This is a genomic window from Clostridium chromiireducens, assembly GCF_003575225.1.
Classification (GTDB): domain Bacteria; phylum Bacillota; class Clostridia; order Clostridiales; family Clostridiaceae; genus Clostridium; species Clostridium chromiireducens.
Map to the genome: position 1 here is coordinate 168,791 of NZ_QXDJ01000004.1, position 22,890 is coordinate 191,680.

At 29.1% G+C, this 22,890-nt stretch carries 24 protein-coding genes and 1 other annotated feature; of the genes, 5 read left to right on the forward strand and 19 right to left on the reverse strand.

Features of this window, described 5'->3' with window-relative positions:
* Positions 1–12: 12 nt before the first annotated feature.
* The 18 genes from D2A34_RS16630 to D2A34_RS16715 all read right to left on the reverse strand — a co-directional run bounded on the left by D2A34_RS16630 (position 13) and on the right by D2A34_RS16715 (position 17,468).
* On the reverse strand, positions 13–531 hold the full coding sequence (locus tag D2A34_RS16630) for an adenine phosphoribosyltransferase (RefSeq protein ID WP_079441069.1): 519 nt from the start codon (positions 529–531) through the stop codon (positions 13–15).
* 94 nt (positions 532–625) lie between these two features.
* Positions 626–1,498, reverse strand: coding sequence for a DHH family phosphoesterase (locus D2A34_RS16635; protein ID WP_079441067.1), 873 nt, complete (start codon positions 1,496–1,498; stop codon positions 626–628).
* Positions 1,499–1,627: 129 nt separating this feature from the next.
* Entirely contained in the window at positions 1,628–2,503 is an 876-nt protein-coding gene (secF, locus tag D2A34_RS16640) for a protein translocase subunit SecF (RefSeq protein WP_079441065.1), read from the reverse strand.
* Positions 2,496–3,761, reverse strand: coding sequence for a protein translocase subunit SecD (gene secD, locus D2A34_RS16645; RefSeq protein WP_119367349.1), 1,266 nt, complete (start codon positions 3,759–3,761; stop codon positions 2,496–2,498). Before secD ends, secF begins: the two co-directional genes overlap by 8 nt.
* Before the next feature lie 354 nt (positions 3,762–4,115).
* Positions 4,116–4,484, reverse strand: a complete 369-nt coding sequence (locus D2A34_RS16650) for a TIGR04086 family membrane protein (RefSeq protein ID WP_079441061.1) — start codon at positions 4,482–4,484, stop codon at positions 4,116–4,118.
* A 53-nt stretch (positions 4,485–4,537) separates the two neighbouring features.
* On the reverse strand, positions 4,538–4,816 hold the full coding sequence (gene yajC, locus D2A34_RS16655) for a preprotein translocase subunit YajC (RefSeq protein ID WP_079441059.1): 279 nt from the start codon (positions 4,814–4,816) through the stop codon (positions 4,538–4,540).
* 189 nt (positions 4,817–5,005) lie between these two features.
* Positions 5,006–6,145 (reverse strand): tRNA guanosine(34) transglycosylase Tgt, encoded by a 1,140-nt coding sequence (gene tgt / locus D2A34_RS16660; protein WP_079441057.1) that lies wholly within the window; start codon positions 6,143–6,145, stop codon positions 5,006–5,008.
* A gap of 126 nt (positions 6,146–6,271) precedes the next feature.
* Positions 6,272–7,297, reverse strand: a complete 1,026-nt coding sequence (gene queA, locus D2A34_RS16665; RefSeq protein ID WP_079441055.1) for a tRNA preQ1(34) S-adenosylmethionine ribosyltransferase-isomerase QueA — start codon at positions 7,295–7,297, stop codon at positions 6,272–6,274.
* Positions 7,298–7,410: 113 nt separating this feature from the next.
* Complete coding sequence (gene ruvB / locus D2A34_RS16670) at positions 7,411–8,451, reverse strand: Holliday junction branch migration DNA helicase RuvB (RefSeq protein ID WP_079441053.1); 1,041 nt, start codon at positions 8,449–8,451, stop codon at positions 7,411–7,413.
* Between the two features lie 65 nt (positions 8,452–8,516).
* Complete coding sequence (gene ruvA / locus D2A34_RS16675) at positions 8,517–9,113, reverse strand: Holliday junction branch migration protein RuvA (RefSeq protein WP_079441051.1); 597 nt, start codon at positions 9,111–9,113, stop codon at positions 8,517–8,519.
* A gap of 264 nt (positions 9,114–9,377) precedes the next feature.
* Entirely contained in the window at positions 9,378–9,953 is a 576-nt protein-coding gene (locus D2A34_RS16680) for a hypothetical protein (RefSeq protein ID WP_079441049.1), read from the reverse strand.
* Between the two features lie 138 nt (positions 9,954–10,091).
* A complete protein-coding gene (locus D2A34_RS27585; protein ID WP_341467264.1) occupies positions 10,092–10,265 on the reverse strand; it encodes a rubredoxin-like domain-containing protein in 174 nt (57 codons plus the stop codon).
* Between the two features lie 3 nt (positions 10,266–10,268).
* Positions 10,269–11,003 (reverse strand): hypothetical protein, encoded by a 735-nt coding sequence (locus D2A34_RS16690; protein WP_079441047.1) that lies wholly within the window; start codon positions 11,001–11,003, stop codon positions 10,269–10,271.
* Between the two features lie 17 nt (positions 11,004–11,020).
* The gene (locus tag D2A34_RS16695; protein ID WP_079441045.1) at positions 11,021–11,890 is read right to left on the reverse strand and encodes a radical SAM/SPASM domain-containing protein; all 870 of its coding nucleotides are present in this window, start codon (positions 11,888–11,890) and stop codon (positions 11,021–11,023) included.
* A gap of 291 nt (positions 11,891–12,181) precedes the next feature.
* Positions 12,182–15,133 (reverse strand): hypothetical protein, encoded by a 2,952-nt coding sequence (locus tag D2A34_RS16700; RefSeq protein ID WP_119367350.1) that lies wholly within the window; start codon positions 15,131–15,133, stop codon positions 12,182–12,184.
* Positions 15,134–15,689: 556 nt separating this feature from the next.
* Positions 15,690–16,049 carry an MmcQ/YjbR family DNA-binding protein gene (locus D2A34_RS16705; protein WP_079441095.1) on the reverse strand — a complete coding sequence of 120 codons (360 nt, stop codon included), beginning with the start codon at positions 16,047–16,049 and terminating at the stop codon, positions 15,690–15,692.
* Positions 16,050–16,254: 205 nt separating this feature from the next.
* A complete protein-coding gene (locus D2A34_RS16710) occupies positions 16,255–16,746 on the reverse strand; it encodes a L,D-transpeptidase (RefSeq protein ID WP_119367351.1) in 492 nt (163 codons plus the stop codon).
* A gap of 107 nt (positions 16,747–16,853) precedes the next feature.
* Positions 16,854–17,468: a DUF488 domain-containing protein gene (locus D2A34_RS16715; RefSeq protein ID WP_079441039.1), complete on the reverse strand. Its 615-nt coding sequence runs from the start codon at positions 17,466–17,468 to the stop codon at positions 16,854–16,856.
* A gap of 349 nt (positions 17,469–17,817) precedes the next feature.
* On the opposite strand from D2A34_RS16715, the gene D2A34_RS16720 reads away from it, so the two are divergent.
* The 5 genes from D2A34_RS16720 to D2A34_RS16740 all read left to right on the forward strand — a co-directional run bounded on the left by D2A34_RS16720 (position 17,818) and on the right by D2A34_RS16740 (position 21,471).
* On the forward strand, positions 17,818–18,663 hold the full coding sequence (locus tag D2A34_RS16720; protein ID WP_119367352.1) for a sensor histidine kinase: 846 nt from the start codon (positions 17,818–17,820) through the stop codon (positions 18,661–18,663).
* 98 nt (positions 18,664–18,761) lie between these two features.
* A complete protein-coding gene (locus D2A34_RS16725; RefSeq protein ID WP_079441197.1) occupies positions 18,762–19,259 on the forward strand; it encodes an NfeD family protein in 498 nt (165 codons plus the stop codon).
* A gap of 31 nt (positions 19,260–19,290) precedes the next feature.
* The gene (gene floA / locus D2A34_RS16730; RefSeq protein WP_079441198.1) at positions 19,291–20,277 is read left to right on the forward strand and encodes a flotillin-like protein FloA; all 987 of its coding nucleotides are present in this window, start codon (positions 19,291–19,293) and stop codon (positions 20,275–20,277) included.
* Between the two features lie 20 nt (positions 20,278–20,297).
* Positions 20,298–20,708, forward strand: coding sequence for a hypothetical protein (locus D2A34_RS16735; protein ID WP_079441199.1), 411 nt, complete (start codon positions 20,298–20,300; stop codon positions 20,706–20,708).
* Positions 20,709–20,727: 19 nt separating this feature from the next.
* A complete protein-coding gene (locus D2A34_RS16740) occupies positions 20,728–21,471 on the forward strand; it encodes a LytR/AlgR family response regulator transcription factor (protein WP_079441200.1) in 744 nt (247 codons plus the stop codon).
* A gap of 167 nt (positions 21,472–21,638) precedes the next feature.
* Here the strand turns inward: D2A34_RS16740 and D2A34_RS16745 are convergent, their stop codons facing one another.
* The gene (locus D2A34_RS16745) at positions 21,639–22,415 is read right to left on the reverse strand and encodes an HD domain-containing protein (protein WP_119367353.1); all 777 of its coding nucleotides are present in this window, start codon (positions 22,413–22,415) and stop codon (positions 21,639–21,641) included.
* A gap of 396 nt (positions 22,416–22,811) precedes the next feature.
* Positions 22,812–22,868: a sequence feature (sodium ion sensor (DUF1646 type); this cis-regulatory element may regulate processes involved in with the transportation of sodium ions), on the forward strand.
* Positions 22,869–22,890: the final 22 nt, after the last annotated feature.

Genomic DNA, 22,890 nt, shown 5'->3' on the forward strand with positions numbered 1-22,890 from the left:
AGAATCTAAAATTTAAAGATCATATTTTACTAACGATAATACATCGTATCCTTCTAATTTGTCTATTCCTTTAAGTTCAGTTAGTTCAATCACAAAATCTAATGAAACAACTTTTCCACCTGCTTGTTCTATTAATTTTGCAACACCTTCCACTGTTCCTCCAGTAGCAAGTAAATCATCAACAACAGCAACTCTTTGACCAGGCTTAATTGAATCTTTGTGAAGTTGTAATGTATCTTCACCATACTCTAGTCCGTAGTTAACAGAAATAGTTTCCCCTGGCAATTTTCCTGGTTTTCTTACAGGAACAAATCCTACTCCTAAGGCATAAGCGACTGGTACGCCAAAAATAAACCCTCTTGCTTCTGGTCCAACAATCAAATCAATTTTCTTATCTTTTAAATGATTTACGATTTGATTTATAGCTTCCCTTAGGCCTTCACCATCGGCTATTAATGTAGTTATATCCTTAAAACTTATACCTTCCTTAGGAAAATTTTCAATTACTCTTATTTTCTCTTTTAAATCCATTTTAATTCCTCCATAGCACTTTATTTATTAACCACAAATTTATGATTTAATATTCAATTAATGTACTAATTGCTAAATAATCATCTACCTAATCTTAATCTATATATTTCAACGAATTAGTTTTCTTTAACCTATATAAATATTTAACAATTTGATCTGATCTATCCTTATCATTTGTGGTTAAAAGCTCCAAAACTATTCGAGCATTATCCATAACCCCTACTGCACCAATAGGCGGGATTATAAATTCAATTATTTTATTTATACCATCATCATTAAATTCTTCTATACCATTAAATTCTATTATCGACCGTAACCCATTATTATTTGTATTCATTAAAAATTTATTTCCTTCTTTAATCAATACGCCATTCTCGCCTCTAGCTGATACTTTTGTCCACTGAATGCCAATAAGTATTAAATCTAAATATTTATTTATGCTTTTCATATTATAGTATATTGCTATTGCTTGCATAAGCTTAAATGCCAGACCACTTGTCGATAAATCTTTATATCTATATTGGCACCCCTTTTGATTAGGATTAATGTAAATGTAATCATTCACAAGCTCACTTTTTTCATTCTCAAGAATAATTAAATCAATGCCAAGTTTTTTACATAACTCCACTTCTTCTTTTGATTTCAAACCTACACCTAAAGTTATCAAAAGTTCCGCTCCTAAAAAATCCACATTATTCTTAATATCTACCGAATTTATTACAGCATCATTTTCTTGCCTATCATAAATCAAATACTCTACATCTGCATTTAGATATCTTAGAACAAGAATTAATGATGAAACTGCACAAATTCCATCAACATTATATGTACCATAAACAACTATCTTTTGTCTGTTATTAACAGCCAAAGCTAGTCTCTCTATTGCTTTATTCATACCTTTAAGTATAAATGGGTTATATCCACTAATATAATTTGGACAATATATACTTTCCCAGAATTTACGCATGGTTTATTCCTCCATAAAATTAGAAAACACCTATATTATAAATGATTATAAGAAAATTTACAATTATTTTGTTAAGAAAAGAAAAAACCTCCATCAAAGTTCTGGAGGCTTTGTAATCTTTCCCAGTAATTAAGCTCTTTGTAATTTTCCGTTTTTATTTCCAACTTTATTTTTTAGATATACCCATATAGGAGAAGCTATACAAATTGATGAATAAGCACCACTTATAATACCAACGATTAACGGTATTGTAAAAGCTTGAACAGATGGTACTAGAAAATTCATTGCAATAATAGTAACAACTGTTGCTGCAGATGTATAAATGGATCTTTTAATAGTTTCAGTTAAACTAACATCAGCTATTTCAATCGATTTTGCCCTTCTCATTATTTTTGTATTTTCTCTTATTCTATCAAAAATAACAATTGTATCGCACATAGAATATCCTACAATTGTTAGCATTGCTGCAACAAAAGGAGTATTTACTGGAATATAAAATATTGAGTAAACGGAAAGAGTTACCAATATATCATGAATCGTAGCTGCTATGGCTGCTACTCCAAACTTAAACTCAAATCTAATAGCAATATATACAAGCATTACACCGAAAGCTGCCAACAATGCAGTAATCGAATTTTTAGTTAATTCTTCACCAACCGTTGAACCTATTTCATCTTGAGAAACAAGCGCTTTATCATCTAATTGGTATTTATTCTTCAAATCTTTAATAATTGAAGCTAACTTATCACTATCAAGATCTGCTGACTTTATTTCATACTTATTATTATCTGATGTATTAGTAACCGCATCTGGTGAATAAGTTTTAACTATTGCGTCAGCATCTTCTTTTTTAATATTTTCATTTAATTGAATAACTACTTCTGTACCGCCTTTAAAGTCAATTCCGAAATTTAATCCTCTAACCATTAAGAATCCCATTCCAATTACAATAATTATTAGGGAAATTGAAAACCATAGTTTTGTCTTTTCCATTATCTTAAGCATGTTTTTCATCCCCCTTTATTTTACTTACTCCAAAGTGTGATAATTTATTGATGAAACCGATCTCTACTCCTAAGCTAACAAGTACTTTCGTCACAAATAGACCAGTGAATAAACTTATGATTATACCTATCATAAGAGTAATTGCAAACCCCTTAACTGGTCCTGATCCAATAAAATACAGAATTAATGATGCAAGTAACGTTGTTACGTTTGAATCTACTATTGAAGACAACGCATTTTCTGAACCTTTTTTAACAGCTGCTTTAATAGTATACCCCTTCTTTAATTCTTCCTTAGTTCTCTCAAATGTCAATATGTTCGCATCAACTGCGACACCAATAGTAAGTAAGAATGCTGCAATACCTGGAAGTGTTAAAGTAACACCAACTTCTACAAATACTAAAAGTGTAAGTACTATATATAAAGTTAATGCAATATTTGCCATTAATCCTTGAAGTCTATAGTTAAATAACATAAACAAGAAAACTAAACCAACACCTATAATTCCAGCTTTAACTGAATTCGGGAATGCTGTAACACCAAGTTCTGCTCCTACATTAGTAACTGAAACCGCTTTTACAGGTAGTGGAAGTGCACCTGAGTTGATCATTCCTGCTAACTTCTTATTTTCTTCTAATGTACCATGAGTTTCAATACTAGCTACCCCACCAGTAATTTGTGTATTTACAACTGGATCTGATATCATCTCATCATCAAGATAAATTGAAATCTTTTGTCCAACATACTTTCCTGTTGCCTCTGCAAATTTTTGAGTTCCCTCATCGTTTAATTGTAAACCTACTTCATATCCTCCACCTTGTTGATTCATTTGGGCAGTAGCTTTCTTTATATCTTTTCCTGTTAAAATTTCTTCTCCATTAGGTCCCTTGAACGCAAGATTACCAGATTGCTTTAAGCTATCTACAATTTCTTTAGAATTTGTCATTCCAGGAACATCTATTCTTACTCTCTTTTCGCCTTCAGTTGTTACTATTGTTTCCGCAACTCCAAGCTTATTTGCTCTTAGAGATAAATGTTCTTTCGTACTATCTAATTCTTCTCTTGTTACTTTATCTTGTTGAATTTCCATAAGTACAGAAACTCCACCTTGTAAATCAAGTCCTCTGTTTATTACTTTATCAAATGATTTAAATTCCCATCCTCCTAGAACAAATCCTTTAAATCCTGCAAAAGCTAAAAATCCAATTACAGCAATAATAAATATAAATAATGCTGAACTTTTGCTTTTCCTTTTCATCTTAATCCCCCTCTACGTATTCTGTCTTTTCTTAATTAGTATTCCCAAAATCTTTTTAAGTAAAAGTTTGAATATTAATTTTAATAAGCTTTTCAGATATTATGTAAAACACCAAAACATTTAAAATTAAGAACATAAATCTCTTTGTAATAAAGAGGCTCATTACTTCTTAATTTTAAATATTATTTCAATCATATGTTACACATTTTTCATTATAGCACACTATATTTTCTTAATAAAGTTTTTTATTGATTTGCCGCTATAACTACATCATCCGATTAACTTTTCTTGATATCTCTTCACATATGTACAGCTACTTTTAATCACTTAGGTTAATCAAAAAATCAAAGTACATTACAAATTTATCCCGAGCATTCCCGCAAGAGTACCTACAGCCAATGCGATGGCTAATTTAGCAAAATCAAAAAGTTTAAAAGTTAGCTCTCCACTAAAACTACTAGATAGTATGAATAATACCAAATAGTATGCTAGTGCTACTCCAAACCCTACAAGCCATCCTTTAGATTCATTTTTTTTAGCTCCTATTATTGCACCTAAACTTAGACTACATAAAGATATTATTACATATATCATATTAAAAACACCTTTACTAAATACTAATTTAGTCATCAATAATGATAGAACAGTAATGCCTATAAAGCTAAAAATTAATGTTCCTAAAGTACCCTTTACGACAGATCTAAAATACTTACTATTTTCCATTAAAATAACACCCCCCAACACTTCATTTTATGAGGCATTAAAGGGTATTATGATTAATCTGCCTTTATTTTCTGAGATATTCCACTCTTATCTAGCTTAATTCTAGTTTTAGCTGCACTCGTCTCGATAGTAATACCTTTATCATCTATATGTGCAATCTTACCTACAATTCCACCCCTTGTCATAACTTGATCATTCACTTTTAACTCATCAAGCATACCTTGGTATTTCTTTTTTCTCTTTTTTTCAGGTAATATAACTAGAAAATAAAATATTACAAATACAAGAACAAAAGGTAATACATTGAAAAGCAATACTGATATATTATCCATATTTTTCATCCCTTCCCGTTAACTCTTTCATTTTAGATAATTTTTCTATTCCATGATAAGTAGTTTACATTCCTTTATGTTTAATGTCAATATAGACCTGTCTTCATAGTCTATTTTTACTAATTACTACCCACTAAAAAAATCAAATTTGTGAGATTATACAATTATTTATCAATATAGATTATTATATTACGCTCTTCCTTCCCATTGTGCTAGTTTCTTTTCTTTGAACTCTTTGAAATATCCTCCATCAATAGCATCCCTTATATCTGCCATTAACTTGTTATAAAAATATAAATTATGAAGTACACATAATCTCATAGCAAGCATTTCCTTAGCTTTAAATAGATGCCTTATATAAGCCCTTGTATAATTCCTGCACGTTGGACACTCACAACCTTCATCTATAGGTCTTGTATCGAGTTCAAATTTTGCATTCATCAGATTTAATTTTCCTTCACTGCAAAATACATTTCCGTGTCTACCATTCCTAGCAGGAAGTACGCAATCAAAAAAATCTACGCCTCTATCAACTGCTTCTAATATATTACTAGGTGTTCCAACTCCCATTAAATATATTGGCTTATCCTCTGGCAAATATGGCACGACTGCATCTATTACTCTATACATTTCTTCGTGGGTTTCACCCACTGCAAGACCACCTATAGCATATCCATCCAAGTCCATTTGGGTTATTTCCTTGGCATGCTTAATTCTTATATCTTCGTAAACTCCACCTTGGTTTATTCCAAAAAGCATCTGTTCTTTATTAATTGTTTCTGGCATGGAATTCAATCTATCCATTTCAATTTTACATCTTTCAAGCCATCTTGTAGTTCTTTCAACCGATCTTTCAACATATTCTCTTGTAGCAGGGTTCTCAATACATTCATCAAAAGCCATTGCTATGGTAGATGCTAAATTACTTTGAATTTGCATTGATTCTTCTGGCCCCATAAATATTTTTTTTCCATCTATATGAGAATTGAAGTACACACCTTCTTCTTTTATTTTTCTCATCTTAGCAAGTGAAAACACTTGAAATCCGCCTGAATCTGTAAGAATAGGTCTATCCCAATTCATAAATTCATGTAATCCACCAAGTTTATAAACTACTTTATCACCTGGTCTTAAGTGAAGATGGTATGTATTAGAAAGCTCAACTTGACATCCAATTTCCTTTAAATCCATGCTTGATACAGCACCCTTTATAGCTGCTAATGTTCCAACATTCATAAATACTGGAGTTTGTATTGTTCCATGAGGAGTTTCAAATTGTCCTCTTCTTGCTTTTCCATCTTTTTTTAATAATGTGTATCTTTTGCTCACAAGCGTCACCTCTTAATATTTTTTATTTTAAACGCTTGATTAATGTCACCTCATCAGCGTAATTAATTAACAGTATAAATTTGATATTCAACAACGAATGATGGAATTCTTTTAGAATTTCTAAAATTATTTGATAAACATCGCATCCCCAAATGAAAAAAATCTATAGCTTTCATTTACTGCTTCTTTGTATGCATTCATAACATTATCTCTTCCAGCCAATGTCGAAACAAGCATTATCAATGTTGACTCAGGTAAATGGAAGTTTGTAATTAATTTATCAACCACTTTGAACTTATATCCTGGGTATATAAAAATATTAGTCCACCCACTTTGCTCTTTTACAAAGCCGTTTTCATCACCAATTGTTTCTAAAGTTCTAGTAGAAGTAGTTCCAACAGAAATCACTGAATTTCCTCTCTTCTTTGTTTCATTTATTATGTCAGCACTCTCCTTTGAGAGCATATAAAATTCCGAATGCATTTCATGCTCTTCAAGAGATTCAACTTTTACAGGTCTAAATGTTCCAAGCCCAACATGTAAAGTTAAGTAAACTACATTTATTCCTCTTTCTTTTATCTCGTGTAATAATTCTTTGGTAAAATGTAGTCCTGCTGTCGGGGCTGCTGCTGAACCTGTTTCTTTAGAGTATACTGTTTGATATCTTTCCCTATCATCTAACCTCTCATGAATATATGGCGGCAGCGGCATCTCCCCAAGAGAATCTAATACTTCTTCAAAAATTCCTTCATAGAAAAATTCAACAATCCTATTTCCATCCTCTTTTACCTCGATTACTTCAGCTTTTAATTTTCCTTCTCCAAAAGTAAACTTTCTGCCTACTCTCGCTGACTTACCTGGCTTCGCCAAGCACTCCCACTTATCTTTTTCAATTCTTCTAAGTAAGAGGAATTCTATTTTCCCACCTGTACCTTCTTTTTCACCAATTAACCTTGCGGGCATTACCCTAGTGTTATTCAGTACTAAAGTATCTCCTTTATTTAGATATTCTAAAACATCATGAAATCTTTTATGCAGAATTTCACCTGTTTTTTTATCTAAGACCATAAGCCTAGACGCATCTCTTTGTTCTAAAGGATGTTGAGCTATTAACTCCTCTGGTAAATAAAAATCAAAATCTTTTACATCCATTTATTTATCTTCTCCTAACTACATGTTACCTTAAATTCTTAAATTCTTAAATTCTTAAATTCCGAGCATTATCTAATGTCATTTTCAACTAAGCAAATGCTCCTAATAATTTTTTATTTATTATCAAAGAAACTTCCTTGTATTTTATTATCTCTTTTTCTAGAAGTATTAACTCTTCCGAGATGTTTATACGCTTTTTCACTAGCAATTCTGCCTCTTGGTGTTCTTATTATAAAACCTTGCTGCAATAAGTATGGCTCATAAACATCTTCTATCGTTCCTAGCTCTTCCCCAATAAAATATGAGAGAGTTTCAATTCCAACAGGCCCCCCATTAAAGTTGTCAATAATCGCTTCTAGTATTTTATTATCGACTCTATCAAAGCCTTGATTGTCAACTTCTAATAATTCCAAAGCGGCCTTTGCTTCCTTTAATGATATTAGTTTGTTAGCTTTTACTTCTGAATAATCCCTAACCCTTTTTAATAATCTATTAGCTATTCTTGGAGTTCCTCTAGACCTCCTTGCAATCTCGAGAGCACCTTCATCTGTAATCGCACATCCAAAAACTGCTGCACTTCTTATTACTATTTCTTTAAGTTCATCATCGGTGTAGTATTCCATTGCACAAAGAACACCAAACCGGTCTCTTAATGGCGAAGTTAACATTCCAATTCTAGTTGTTGCACCTATTAGAGTAAATTTAGGTAAATCAATCCTGATAGACTTAGCTGCTGCACCTTTTCCTATAACAATATCTAATGCATAATCCTCCATTGCTGGATATAAAATTTCTTCAACCGTTCTATTTAATCTATGAATTTCATCAATAAATAAAACATCATAATCTTTTAAAGTAGTCAAGATGGCCGCTAAATCTCCTGCTCTCTCTATGGCAGGTCCTGAAGTTATTTTTAAATCTCCGCTCATTTCTTTCGCAATAATATTAGCCAATGTAGTTTTCCCCAGACCTGGCGGTCCATATAGCAGCGCATGATCTAAAGCTTCTTTTCGATTTTTTGCAGCTTTAATAAAAATATCCAATCTTTCTTTTACTTTGTCTTGTCCTATATACTCATTTATTTTTTGAGGTCTTAAACTAAGCTCCGAATTAGAGTCTTCCTGCGATTCAGATGGATTAACTATTCTTTCCATACAAACCTCCCCCTTTTCATAAAACATACATATTCAATCCTTAATTAATATATTAACTAATGATTTTATCCCATTAGCGCTTTTAATGCATTCTTTATTATATTTTCTACACTATCATTCTTATCTACCTTCTTAAGTGCTGCATCTGCCTCCTTTTCACTATAACCTAAAGCAAGTAATGCACTTAATGCTTCTGATACTGACATGATATTTCCGTTTTCTATTTTATCCACTTCCATGCTATCATCTAGTAATTCGTCTGGTTTTAGTTTATCTTTAAGTTCCAGAATAATTCTAGCTGCCGTTTTCTTACCGATTCCGATACCTCTGCATATATGTTTTTCATCACCTGTCATTATAGCATACTTCAAGTTATTTACTCTACTTATTGACAATAAAGATAAAGCTGCTTTTGGTCCAACTCCATTAACTGTTAGGAGTAATTTGAACATATCCAATTCTTCTTTCGAATCAAATCCATACAATCCAATGAAATCTTCTCTTACAATTTGCTCAAGATAAACCATGATTTCTTCGCCACATTTTGGCATACATGACATAGTAGCACCAGAGGTAAATATTTTATAACCAATACCACTATTTTCAACTATAATATAATCCTTGCTAATACCTATATACTTACCTTTTATATATTCGTACATTTATATTCCTCCGACTTTGTTATACAAATAAAACATATTGAATTCAAATTTTTACATAAAACCACCTAAAATTCAAGTCTCTACATTAAATAAGTCTAACTTATACTTTATCATTTTCGTCGAAATCTTTCAATAATGTATTTAAATTATGACCTCCATTAGTAATTGATAGATATTATTTCCAATAAAAAAGGCATGGAAAGATTAACTTCTTCCATACCTTCTTTCAAATTCATATCAAAATTTATTAATTTAATGAATAATTTATGATAAAAATTCTGACAAACTCTCTTCAGCGTCATCTTTTGTATCAAATTCAAGTTCAAAATTTTTAATTTTATCTTTATCAAGTTCTCTCAAATTATCTACCTTTTTGTTATCTGAATAAACATCCTCTTTCTTTTCAATTAATAATGTTCCATCATTATCAGTTTTATATATAGCAAGATATCCATCCTTTTCTCCTATATAATACTTATTAGGCTTTACAACCTTAGAAAGATCTTTTTTATATGTCATTTCGCCATTAGCTTGTATTTCTAAAACGTATCCTTTTTCTTTTAATGCTTTTGACAATTCTGCTGCTGATAAATTCTTATTAATATTCAACTCTTTCTTCAATTCAGCTAAAGTTAATTCCTTTTCTTTTGTCTCTCCAGAAAATAAGTAAATTTTGGTATTATCACTTAATTCGTTGTTTTTATTTATTTCACTAGCTGTTACTGCATTGTTTCTAGCATTTTTATTTGTTATATATTTATCTGACAAATAGTAAGTTATAAAAAATATAAGTGCTAATACCATTGTCATACCTATGAACAACTTTTTCTTATTTACCATAATCATCACTCCTTATTCAGGAGTATGGCCACTTTCGAATTTTTTATACATTAATTGTCATATTAAATAATAAATGTATTTAACCAAAAACTATTTCTCAAAATATTTAAAAATAAATTGGTTATACATTTTTTTATTCTATAATTCTGTAAAAACCGTGAAATAACCTTGGGGATGTTCACAAACCGGACAAATCTTAGTATCTTCTTTTCCTTCATAAATATACCCACAATTAGTACAAAACCATTGAACGCTTTCGCCTTTTCTAAATAGTGACCCATCTTCTAATTGTTGTTCATATTTATTAATTATTCACTAGTTCCTTTTAAAAGTATGTCTTAATGCATTTATTAAAATCATCCCTGTTATCCTAAAACAATTCCTAAAATTAATGATTGCATTAATTATTAATACTGTTAATATAATTTCAAAATAATATAAAACAATTGTTAAAATAGGATTTATATTTACCCATTTCATATCAGAAATCAGTGATGTTAAATATGTCATACCAAATATAACGAAACTTAAAATAATAAGACCCTTAACCATTCCTTTAAAATCCTCATGACTAGGTGCAATTCCACTTATTAGTATTAAAAATAATACTATTGTTATTAATCCTTCTTTAGAAAGCATTATTCTTGGATCTACTATTTTCGACATCTCCGACACTTTGCATTTTAATATAAATGTACTTTCAATAAATATAAATAAAGGGATGTTCACAAGTACAGGCGCTATTGCTATAAGAAATTCTTTAATACTTATCAGAAATGGAATACTACTCCCAATTCTTGACTTTACAAATCCAGGCCTGTTTCCTTTTGGAAAAAGCTGCACTTGTTCAATTCTAGCGCCACATAGTATAGCTACTAATAGATGTGCTAATTCATGAGCTGGTGTACCTAATGCATATATAAACTTAGCAAGATTAGAATTTATACTTCCTAATAATCCCTGAAAAACTGATTGAATAAATCTTAATATATAGTAATACGAAAAATATGCTAATAAAAAAATACCAACTGATTTGATTGCTGCTTCCATTTTAATCACTTCCGTTTCTATCTGACTCTATTTATAAACCCACATCTCTTACATAGATCTTCCACTGCTTTTCTTCCTGAAAAGCCTTCATATATACTTTTTGCTCTGTTTGAGTTCAAAATTTCTTCTAAACTATTCTCAAATACATTGCCAAGTGGAATACTTCCATCACTATCTAGACAGCATGGAACTACTGTCCCATCAACTAATATACCTATTTGATCCCTTAGCCCGTAACAAAAAGCTCTTTCTCCTAACTCTTCAACCTTTAGGGATGGCCATTTGAATTTTTCTCCCATGCTAAGATACACATTATTTTTTAATTTAAAACTATTCTTTTCTTTTAAACTTTCCTTTATATTTGCTTCTACATCAAATTCCTGCTCTAGCAACTTAAGTATATCAAAATTCATATTATTGCTTGCACTATATTTTGTATCTAAATTCCATAATCTTAATGAACATATTATATTAGTTTTTTCAGTTGCTTCCTTAACAAACTTTATTACACCGTCTATATATTCATTAAAATCTATATTCTCTTCGTTAGCTTCAAAACTATGAAGTGAAATATTCACTTGCCTTAATGCTGGCGCATTAAGTAGTATTTCTTTGACTTCATTTATTAAAGTTCCATTAGTAGTTATATTAACTTTTAATAAATATTCATTGCTTACATTTAAAAAATTCTGTAATTCCTTATTTAATAATGGTTCACCCATCAAATGTAAGTAAATATGATCAGTATAAGGTTTTATACTTTTAGCTATATGTTCAAAGCTTTTCTTGTCCATAAATTTTAACTTTCTCGAAGTTTTAGGACAAAAATTACAACTCAAATTGCAAACATTTGTTATTTCTATATAAACTTTCTTAAATCTTTTCATTAATAGTTATACTCCATTCATTTTATTAAATTCCAAAAAATAATAATGATAAAATAATTATTTGAATTTCTCAAATTAGTATATATTTTTATAATACTCAATGCAACCAAAATAAAATTAAATTTTCCTTCTTCATCTGAAGAAATCAGAATTTTATTAAAATATAGTTATTAATACTAGAAAAAATCATACATAAAACAGTTGTTATATCTCTGCTCATGCATGATTTTTATTATTCAAAGCTTTTATTTTTAATTGTAAAGCCTTTTGTTTTTATTTTTGATGTATAGTTTACTTCGAATCCCATTTCCTTATAGTCTCAAATATCTTATAAACTATACTTTTTTTATTATCTTTACTTTTTCCGAATTCATTTTTACTAGCAAAAAATATTAACACTGTTCCTCCAACTAGTAAGTAAATCCACCAAGGTATGCTTAACCAAAAGCTTAATGTATTTAAAAATACACCTATTATTAGAAAAGATACCCCTCCCAAAAAATACAATTTGTTTTGAGTTTTAAAACCTAAGATAATGCTTATAATGCACAAGGCGCAAAAAGTGATTGCATGAAATTCATTATTTTCACTGTTAAAGAATAGTAAAATAAGCCCTACAATACAATACCAAGTTGTTGATATAACTGAACAATAGGATGCCTTTTTCTCTAGGTAATGATCCATTACTAATTTTAATATGATAATTGATGGTACAAACAAAAACTCTAATCTGAATTTGTCTATGAAATTAAGTTCTAAAATAAACCTCCCGTATGCTGAATAATTAAATATCACACATGCTATGCTTAGCACTTTCTTCAAAAATAAATTCTCTAAGAATCTGCTGCTATATAATAGAAAGAAACCAAAAATCATAAGTGTAATAATGTTATAGACATACGGAGTAGAACTTTCAAATGAAATTAATACTGAATTTAATAGAGATAATCCTGCAAAGATATTAAAACTTAATAAATCTTGAACTAATATATTTTTATTTATTCTATAGACCGCATATCCAATTATGATAAGAATAAAAGCAACTATAATACTTGCTACTATTTGACTTATATCGTTGTAATAATATATGATTCTAAAACTCAAAATCCAAAAAGAAGCTATTGGAATGGGCATTAGAAAACTTTTCTTAATTTCATTAAGTAAATTCCACATAATTACAGTACTGCCAATAATAAAGCTTACTAGCATATAATCTATTCTATGGAAATTGTTTAGCCCCAAAGAACTCAAGAACCCAATTGAGTATATTCCATACAAATAAATATTTAAATATTCTCTCCAGAATTCACTTGATAACCACCAAACAATTGTAAGAAACAAACTCATAAGTAGAAGTAAATTTTGTGGTTCTAAAATAGCAACTCCCGTGTCAATTAGTTCTAAAAATATCTCTAAATCGAATAATAAAATTGTTATCATTGTTAGAATACAATATAGATACACCCTTATTTTTAACGAGCTTCCAGCTATCCACAAACATACAGCTGATACAATGATTATTGTTCCTTCAACTATCATTCTATCTACTTGAAAAATCATACTATATATATAGGTTAACCCCAAGAAAACATGTCCATTATATAAATACGTCTTATAGTCTCCATTATTTTTTATTCGAAGAATAAAACTAATTCCATATATGATTGCGATATCCACAATAATAAAGATTAAACCTTCATGAAATCTTTTTATTGAAAATAAATTATCCATTAATCCAAAGATTTTAAAGGTAAAGAAGTTTGCGATAAAAACAGTGCAGGGAACCCCATATTTTAATAAAGGTAAATAAAATGAATCTTTTTCTTTTCGGCTTGTAACTAATATAACAGTAGTCAAAACATACAATGATAATGCCGTATATACTGGTTTTAGCATTACTGTAGAAATAATATCTAATAATGCCATTGTAGCTATAACAATTAGGTCTGTTCCAAACTTTATATAATTCAAACCTCTAAAATTATTCCAATAATAAAAAATCCCATAAATAAGCAACAATCCGATATTCATAATAAGATAGTATAGAGGCTCATCAATCTCGACTTTAAATATAACACATATCATCTCTAATGCTATAATTAATGCTCCTATAGACAATATACTCCCTCGAAATTTAAATTCATAAGTCCAAAATGTAATTATCCCTGATAAAATAATGATTCCGCACACCATTATCATTCCCTGAAAAATTCCCAGAGGCTGGCTTGTGATTTTCATAAATATTGTATAAATAATATTACCTAACACCTGCAAAGAGTTTATTATTAAATTGATTAGTGCATACCATTTAATAGCATTCACAACAAAATTATATATAATTTTGTTGTGGACTAGTTTATAATAAACCCCAGTTAAAAGTACTGTATAAATGATTAACATTAATATCTGAGTATTATAACCAATCTCGAAATGTTGTAAAATACACCAATAAATTATTTGGATATCAAGAAGTGTAATCCATGTAAACTCACTTTTTTTATATTTTTTAATACTATAGCTAAAAAATACTGAGCATATTATAGCACTAATAATTCCATATATATATCTTCCCTCTCCATCAATACTTAAATAATTTCCTAATAAGCCAAAATAACCAATAGATAATAATATTACTGGTAAAAATAGAATTCCAAGAATCCAAAAAGCAAAGGATGTTTTAATTATCTTGAGTTTTTTCTCAGTAAAATTGCTCATAATAAAAAATATGATACTTATCATAGATAAGGCCGCTGTCTTAACTCCATTACTCATTAGATCCCAGGTGCTAGTAGCAAGAATTATACCTGCAAGAAAAATTAGTATGATTCCCAAACTTAAGATTATTGTGATATTATGCTCTTTTGATTTATTACCTTGCTCATTTCTATTGTTAATTTTATTATTATTGTTAGTACTTTTAGTACTTAAAGTATTGTGTACAAATGGGTTATTCCTTTTGTATATTTCACTCTGATTTGCATTTATGTTTTTCTTATTAGCGCCTTCTGTGACTAAATTATCAGATACGACCACATTTTTTAAAACGCGACTTTCATCAGAGTCTATAGGATTTTGTTTCTTCACTATAAACTCTTCACTTGAAATTTTTTCTAATTGTATATCACTATGTTCCTTGTAATATAAGTCTTTAATTTTTGTAAGTGCGTTTTCTGATATTTCACCTTCCTTGTACATTAGAATAACACTCTCTAAAAATTTATTTTTTTCTAATTTATTATCCACTTTATTCCCCCTTATAAAACTATCTGCAAGTAACTAAAATTTAGTTTATTTACACTTTAGTTACTCAAAAGATTAATCCATCTTATATTTCTTAGTTAAAGCATTTGATAAAAAAATTATAAGCTCTCAAATAGTACTTTACAACAATTTTGTTTTTATATTCCATATGCTTATATTAATTCTTATCAAATAATTAATCATAAAAAGTAAAAAGCAAGTGCATTCTATATAATACACTTGCTCTTACTTAGTAACTGATTTTAACGTTGTCCGCCAACTGGGTACGACCGTCTGTCGTACATTGCTTCCGGGATTTTTTCCGTTGCCCGTCACCAACCGTATATCACTTCTGATATACTCTTCTGCCGGATTGAAGTGTCAGTACACTAAGATAAATTTGAATCTTTATCTTGATTAAATTATATCTCATACTATAACCAATTACAATATATTTTTTGAATTTTCTGATTTATTTTATCATGTAAATAATGGTGTATTTTGAATTAAAACACATGTGCTATAAGAGAACCCTTTTTAATCCAAATACTATTTATTTTTATTCTTCAATAATCTCTTTTTGTGCTTTTTTACTGAAAGAGTTAAAAATCAAGTTATAGGACATATCTATCATTTGTTTTACTACTTCATCAGGCACTTTTCCTTCAATATAAACTGAATTCCAATGTTCCTTATTCATATAATACCCCGCAATAATGTCTTCATACTCGTCTCTTAAAAACCTACCAAAACTCGGATCACATTTAATTGTGATAATTGGTTTTCCTTCCTTATCCCCTCCCAGCATTACAAACATTTTTCCTCTTATAAGGTATCTAGTAGCATTCCATTCTTCCTTAAAATCTTTATCTGCGCCTTTTTTACTAAGACAATATTCATCAACCCATTCATATTTCATCATATAAATCCTCTTTTCTTCTTTATAGTCATTAAGTATATATCTTTATTATCGTTTCTAATTAATCTATCTTTATAAAAATTATGACCAATATACTCTATTTTTTATACATATTACCATTATAGTTTAGAAAATCAAAACACCTAGCATTCCTTTTAGTTATTGCTTGGTGTTTTTTAATATTTAAAATTTAATATTTATTTTTTTAATTAATCACAACTTTAGTGCCTCTAGGAATATTATCATAAATCCATTTAGCATTTTCTTTAGCTAATCTAATACAACCATCTGATAATTTCATACCTAATCTTCCATCCCTAACAGATCCATCTAAGTTATATATTATTGAATGAAATAAATAATTGCCTTTAAATTGTGTATAATACCAGCATTTATAGCCCTTATTTACACCAAAATATAATCCCTTTACTCCAACAGTATAATTTCCCTTCGGTGTTGGCGTTGCCGGCTTTCCAATTGTACATACATAGCTATGAACTAAATTCCAGTTGTTTTTACTTCCTTTGTAAATATTCACCTTGAAGCTATTAAGATTTACCCAAATTAGATAATTAGTTGCACTTATAATATTATTTGAATTTACGTAATCCGTATTGTTCTTCTGTCTCAAATCATCTGCTTCGTTTCTCTGTCTTTTGTCTTTTCCAAAACTAAAAAATCTAGATAAAATTCTCATGTTATCTTCCTAAATTTATTAATACACAATATTCTATGTATAATTCAATCAAATTGATTTTTTATACTATTTATTTTGGGGTAAATGTCTATATATTCATTTTCCATTTATTTCAAATTTTCTACTCTGCAACCTATCTCTTTATTAGCTAATCTATAACTTTCCCTAATCATTTCTTCTTCACTCATATCATTTCCTAGTAAGTCATCTATAGTCAATTGGTTTCTATTACTGAAATATTTGCCTAATAGATTCTTCTCTATATTCTCCTGAGTTGCTAATGAATAGTCATCCAAAATATGATTAACATTAAATCCGTGTTCCCTTAATGCTCGTCCGACTAATATACTTCTGTGGCATCTTATAGGATCCTGCATAGCTCCAAGCAGTGCTATATTATATCCTTTCTCACATCCAACTTTTAATCTCTCAATTCCCATTAAAAAATCTTTTTCAATAATCACCTTTTCAAAATCTGAATATCCTTCTTTATTATAAGATGCTTTACTTTCTCTTTGAGCTGCAAATTCTTTAGCCATATATATGTATAAAAACCCCTCTTCCTTTAAAGTATGAGCAATTGTCTCCTTATTATATTGAACATTATATTTTGAGTAAGGAGTTCCTCTTATATCTACAACAGTATTAATATTATGATGTTTTAACATTTCAATTAACTTCTCTACAGGGTAGTTAGAATGCCCTATTGTGTATATATCCATAAATCAAACTCCTCTTTCATTATTAAATAAATATTCAAAGTATTTCTAAGTGCCTGATTTTGTTCAATTATCAAAACTCAGATTTGTTTTCTATAAAGTTTTAATCTCGTTAATAAAAATACATCCGCTTAGGAGCATAAAAACCTTATAACAACTTTCAATAATCTCATAAATATATTATCTCATCCTTTAACCTGAGTATACTTATTATAACTATATTATATTTTTTACTTAATTTAAATAATTACTTGAGCTCTATAAAAAATGATAAAGAATAAATTAAGTAGATTTAAGGTTAATACAAGAAAAATATGGTAAAATATATTAGGTATTACATAAGGAGGCATTCATGATAGTTAAAAAACAATCATACAACATATCTAAAATAGTATTAATATCTATATTTCTAAATTTGATACAAGTAATATTTATAACACTATTTATCTATTATAAAATTAAAAATCCTCATATGATTGAAGGTAATTTTATTATATATGTTATAGCTCTAAGTATAGCTATTAACAATATTATTACAGGGATCACATTTTATAATCTCTTATTTAAAAAAAGTAGTAATAATTTAATAGATACTATAAAGTATCTTGAAGATTTCAACAAGACTCTAAGAACCCAAAGACATGACTATTTAAACCATATTCAGGTTATTTATTCGCTTATGGAACTTGAAGAGTTTGAGGAAGCAAGAAGATACATAGAACCTGTTTACAAGGATATAGTTAGAGTTAGTAAAGCCCTTAAAACATCAAAACCAGCTGTAAATGCCCTACTTCAGGCCAAACTGCAGATGGCAGAAAAAAATCATATAGATATGGAACTTGAAATAAAAAGTGATTTAAAATATCTTAAAATGGAACCATGGGAATTTTGTAGAGTGATAGGCAACATAATAGATAATGGTATATTTGCACTCAAAGTTAAATCAGATAACAGATATATGCTGGTTGAATTTTCAGAAGACTTAGAGAACATTAGGATTAATATATCAAATAATGGGGATAGTATACCTACAGAAATTATAAATAATATATTTAAAGAGGGATTTACCACGAAAAATGGTAAAGGCGATGGAATGGGACTTACTATAGTCAAAGAGATCGTCGAAAATTTTTCTGGCACAGTTACTGTAACATCAAATTATAAAATGACATCCTTTGAAATAGTTTTACCGAAATGACATTTGAGCTTTAAAAATGTATAATTTAAAAGTTTTATATTACTAATCTTTATTATTAATATTATTATATTTATATAGTAAGGAGGGAGGTACAAAATATGAATGCATTTTTACCAGATATAACCGCACTAACAGTTTTGCTTCTAATTATAGGTTTCGGGTTAGTACTTTTAGAAATGCATATTCCAGGTTTCGGTGTTCCTGGGATTTTAGGTGCTATATGTTTAATTCTTGCAGTAGCACTAACAGCTGAAAATTTCGCCCAGGCATTAGTTATGTCATTAAGTATTTTAGCTGTACTGGGAACGATGCTTGGAGTAGCTCTGACAATGTTTGCGAAAGGAAAACTATTTAAACCGTTTATACTGCCAGATGAGCAAAAGAAAGAACATGGATATATTAGTTCTTCAGATTTAGATTATTTACTGGGAAAAAGAGGCATTGCACTCACTGATTTAAGGCCAACAGGCTCAGTAGACATAGATGGAGTAAAATTCGATGTAATTTCTGAAGGAGAATATATTTCAAAAGGAACTAAAGTTGAAATATTCAAAGTTAGCGGAGTTAAACTATTGGTCAAAAAGGTTATAACCTAATATGAATTGATATTTAAAGGAGAGATTATTTATGATTATAAATTTACTTATTATAGCTATTGTAGTAGTACTGTTAATTGCTGTATTTCTTACATTCGTGCCACTAGGATTATGGGTATCCTCTTTAGCAGCTAATGTTAAAGTAAGTATATTCAATTTAATTGGTATGAGGCTTCGAAGAGTTGTACCTTCTAAAATAGTAATTCCACTTATAAAATCAACAAAAGCTGGTATGGGGCTTACTGTTAATCAATTAGAAGCACACTATTTAGCTGGTGGTAATGTAGATAATGTCGTAAACGCACTAATTGCTGCCCATAGAGCTGATATAGATTTACAATTTGAAAAAGCTGCCGCTATTGATTTAGCAGGTAGAGATGTTTTAGATGCAGTTAAAATGAGTGTTAACCCAAAGGTAATTGAAACACCAAATGTTTCAGCTGTTGCAAAAGATGGTATAGAGCTTCTAGTTAAAGCTAGAGTAACAGTTAGAGCAAACCTTGAAAGACTAGTTGGTGGTGCCGGAGAAGCAACTATTTTAGCCAGAGTTGGTGAAGGTATAGTAACTACAGTTGGTTCTTCTCATAGTCATAAAATAGTATTAGAGAATCCAGATGCTATTTCAAAAACTGTATTAGATAAAGGTTTAGATGCTGGTACAGCTTTCGAGATATTATCAATAGATATAGCAGATGTAGATGTAGGAAGAAATATAGGAGCTCAACTTCAAACATTGCAAGCAGAGGCTGATAAAAATATAGCACAAGCTAAGGCTGAAGAAAGAAGAGCTATGGCGGTAGCTAAGGAACAAGAAATGAGAGCTGCTGTTGTTGAATCAGAGGCTGAGGTACCAAGAGCTATGGCCTATGCACTTAGAGAAGGAAAACTCGGAATAATGGACTATTATGACATGCAAAATGTTATTGCCGATACTAATATGAGAAGTTCAATTTCTAGTACAGGAAATAAAAATCAAGCTTTGCCTGCTGACGATAAAGATAAGAGATCTAAAAAATAAGTTCCTAGGAGAGTGGGAAGATGAAATATAACAATAATATTGACATATTAAAAATTCTTGCAAATGCTCTATTGGATCCTATGTCTGCGACAAAAAACATCAGAGAAAGTGCGACTTTAAAATATCCAAGAAGTTTTCAATCAATAAATAGTAAAAATAGTAATCCTTATGAAGAAGATAAAACTCAATCTTCTGAAATCAGTAATACAGTATATAGTGAAAGTGTTCAAAAAGATGATAATAATAAGTCTTATGATGATAATAAAAGTAATAGTTTATATGATAATAAAAAAGATACTTCTGCAACTCCTCAGGGTGTTATAGATTCAATTGCTCAAGAGCTGACATCTGTTAGACTTCAACAGGCCATTATACTTTCAGAAATTGTTGGAAAGCCTAGAAGCAAAACCAGAAAAAAAAGAAGATATTAAAATTTAGGAGAATTTTTCTATGAATATTAAAGTGCTTATAGTCGATGATGAAAAAGGAATGAGAACCATAATAAAAAAGATATTGGACAAATCAGGTGGTTTTGAGGTTGTTGGTGATACTGATAACGGTGAAGAAGCTATAGGCATATTTAAAGAGCATCGCCCTGAGGTGGTGTTCTTTGATATTGAGATGCCAACATGTAGCGGTATAGACTGCGCTAAAATATTAACCGATATAGATCCAAAAACTATAATTATTTTTGCGACAGCCCATGCTGAATATATGTCTGATGCTTTTCAGTTATATGCTTTCGATTATTTGATAAAACCATTTAAAGTAGAAAGAGCCCTGCAAACTTTAGATAGAATAAAAAAGCTAAATAAGCCTAGCTATGGAGATGGTATTGATAAGATAATAAAGCACGAAAAAGGTTTAGATAAATTAATGATAAAAAATAAAGAAGGTATAAGTTTCGTGGATACTAAAGAAATAGTGCTTGTTCAAAGAGAAGAAAATTCTACTGTAATATATACAAAAACAGACAGCTTTACTACATCTATTTCTTTATCTGACATTGAGGAGAAACTAGATCATACTCAATTTTTTAGAAGTCATAAATCGTATATTATAAATTTATCATTAATCACAAAAATCTATCCTTATGGAAGATGGACCTACGTGGTTAAGCTAAAAAATACTGAGAAAGATGCTCTTCTTACTCATGAAAAATATGAGGAAATAAAGAAATTTTTTAGTTTATAAAAGTTTCTTTTCAAATACTCAGCTTAAATTAAACCTAAATGTAAACAGATAATAAGGGATACTTGTTTATCATACTAAAAACTTAAAGAATAACAAATATTACCCCGTACATTTTTCAAACGTTAAATGTACGGGGTAATTTCGATACTTTTAAATTGAAAGTTTTTTTAAGTAAAGCTTTCTATATATTTTTTTAAAGAAATCTGAAGTTCATTAATTTCTTCATTTTGTGGTAAACAATTAATTAGAGTAGTTAAAACTTCTTTCTCTTTTATATAATTAAAAGAAAATGGAAAATTCAAATCTGAGATCCAGCTTATCTCATACAATTTTCTATCATTATAATTTTTTAAAGAATTATTGTTAATTTTTCTACCACTTAAAACATCTTGAAGTAATTCTCTATTGTATCCTGGTGTAAAAGGTAAATTATCAAGCGCTGGATTAGGACTACTCTGTCGTTCCCTTTCATATTCAATAATTATTCTAAAAATATCGAGTTTATCAGCATCTCTTATCAACTTACAAAACACTGCTTCTTCTTCATTCAAATTGTTTGGAAGTTCCTTTGTATTATGAAGACTTATAGCTTTAATAATTATTTTTTGACTTTTGTCATCTAAATTTTCTAATATATTATTTTCTTTTAATATTCTTATACCTAGAGTTGCATGATTTTCTGATAAGTAATCCTTAAATGTCTTATATTTTTTAAATTGTTCAAACCTTCCTATATCATGAAATAATCCTATTATCTCAGCCATATCAATTTCATCTTCTTTTAACTTTAATGACTTAGCAATCTTTACAGCATGTTTTGCAACTTTTAAAGTATGTATTTCTTTTAATTCGATATTTTGATTAACAACACTATCTTCTCCGTAAAATTCTTTTACATAAGAATTAAACCAACTATAATACTCTTTAACTGTTATTTGTTCCATTTTAAATCTCCTTGTTTTAATCTCAAAATATATTTATTTTAGCAAATAATTCATTTTGTAACGCCTAAATTTGAAAGAACCTATTACAAATTAATTTTATGATTTTTATTCACTTCCTAGTCATATTAATGTATTTTTTATAATTTTAACACTTACTTCATATAATGGATACTAATAAATGAATCATTACAAATATTCATTTAAAAATTCTATCACTTTAATATTTTCATAATTTTCATACAAAATATATAAAAATCATAAAAATCCTAAATTGCTATTAACAAAAAGACAATAAACTAATTGACTTATGCTCATTGCCTTTAAAATATGAAAAGCTTGACTGTATACAAAACGTATACTATAATTTATTTAATAAAAATGTTAATATACTAGATCGGTTGGGCAAATATAATATTTGCTTTCAAGCAATTTTAGTTTCTGGGGTGGGAAACTCTTTTTGAGTATTCCCACCTTT

Bases quoted from the DNA above. Each gene is read 5' to 3' on its own strand.
- D2A34_RS16630 (WP_079441069.1), bottom strand. From the start codon at position 531: ATGGATTTAAAAGAGAAAATAAGAGTAATTGAAAATTTTCCTAAGGAA.
- D2A34_RS16635 (WP_079441067.1), bottom strand. From the start codon at position 1,498: ATGCGTAAATTCTGGGAAAGTATATATTGTCCAAATTATATTAGTGGA.
- secF (WP_079441065.1), bottom strand. From the start codon at position 2,503: ATGCTTAAGATAATGGAAAAGACAAAACTATGGTTTTCAATTTCCCTA.
- secD (WP_119367349.1), bottom strand. From the start codon at position 3,761: ATGAAAAGGAAAAGCAAAAGTTCAGCATTATTTATATTTATTATTGCT.
- D2A34_RS16650 (WP_079441061.1), bottom strand. From the start codon at position 4,484: ATGGAAAATAGTAAGTATTTTAGATCTGTCGTAAAGGGTACTTTAGGA.
- yajC (WP_079441059.1), bottom strand. From the start codon at position 4,816: ATGGATAATATATCAGTATTGCTTTTCAATGTATTACCTTTTGTTCTT.
- queA (WP_079441055.1), bottom strand. From the start codon at position 7,297: ATGGATGTAAAAGATTTTGATTTTTATTTACCAGAGGAGTTAATAGCT.
- ruvB (WP_079441053.1), bottom strand. From the start codon at position 8,451: ATGGAAAGAATAGTTAATCCATCTGAATCGCAGGAAGACTCTAATTCG.
- ruvA (WP_079441051.1), bottom strand. From the start codon at position 9,113: ATGTACGAATATATAAAAGGTAAGTATATAGGTATTAGCAAGGATTAT.
- D2A34_RS16680 (WP_079441049.1), bottom strand. From the start codon at position 9,953: ATGGTAAATAAGAAAAAGTTGTTCATAGGTATGACAATGGTATTAGCA.
- D2A34_RS16690 (WP_079441047.1), bottom strand. From the start codon at position 11,003: ATGGAAGCAGCAATCAAATCAGTTGGTATTTTTTTATTAGCATATTTT.
- D2A34_RS16695 (WP_079441045.1), bottom strand. From the start codon at position 11,890: ATGAAAAGATTTAAGAAAGTTTATATAGAAATAACAAATGTTTGCAAT.
- D2A34_RS16705 (WP_079441095.1), bottom strand. From the start codon at position 16,049: ATGAAATATGAATGGGTTGATGAATATTGTCTTAGTAAAAAAGGCGCA.
- D2A34_RS16710 (WP_119367351.1), bottom strand. From the start codon at position 16,746: ATGAGAATTTTATCTAGATTTTTTAGTTTTGGAAAAGACAAAAGACAG.
- D2A34_RS16715 (WP_079441039.1), bottom strand. From the start codon at position 17,468: ATGGATATATACACAATAGGGCATTCTAACTACCCTGTAGAGAAGTTA.
- D2A34_RS16720 (WP_119367352.1), top strand. From the start codon at position 17,818: ATGATAGTTAAAAAACAATCATACAACATATCTAAAATAGTATTAATA.
- D2A34_RS16725 (WP_079441197.1), top strand. From the start codon at position 18,762: ATGAATGCATTTTTACCAGATATAACCGCACTAACAGTTTTGCTTCTA.
- floA (WP_079441198.1), top strand. From the start codon at position 19,291: ATGATTATAAATTTACTTATTATAGCTATTGTAGTAGTACTGTTAATT.
- D2A34_RS16735 (WP_079441199.1), top strand. From the start codon at position 20,298: ATGAAATATAACAATAATATTGACATATTAAAAATTCTTGCAAATGCT.
- D2A34_RS16740 (WP_079441200.1), top strand. From the start codon at position 20,728: ATGAATATTAAAGTGCTTATAGTCGATGATGAAAAAGGAATGAGAACC.
- D2A34_RS16745 (WP_119367353.1), bottom strand. From the start codon at position 22,415: ATGGAACAAATAACAGTTAAAGAGTATTATAGTTGGTTTAATTCTTAT.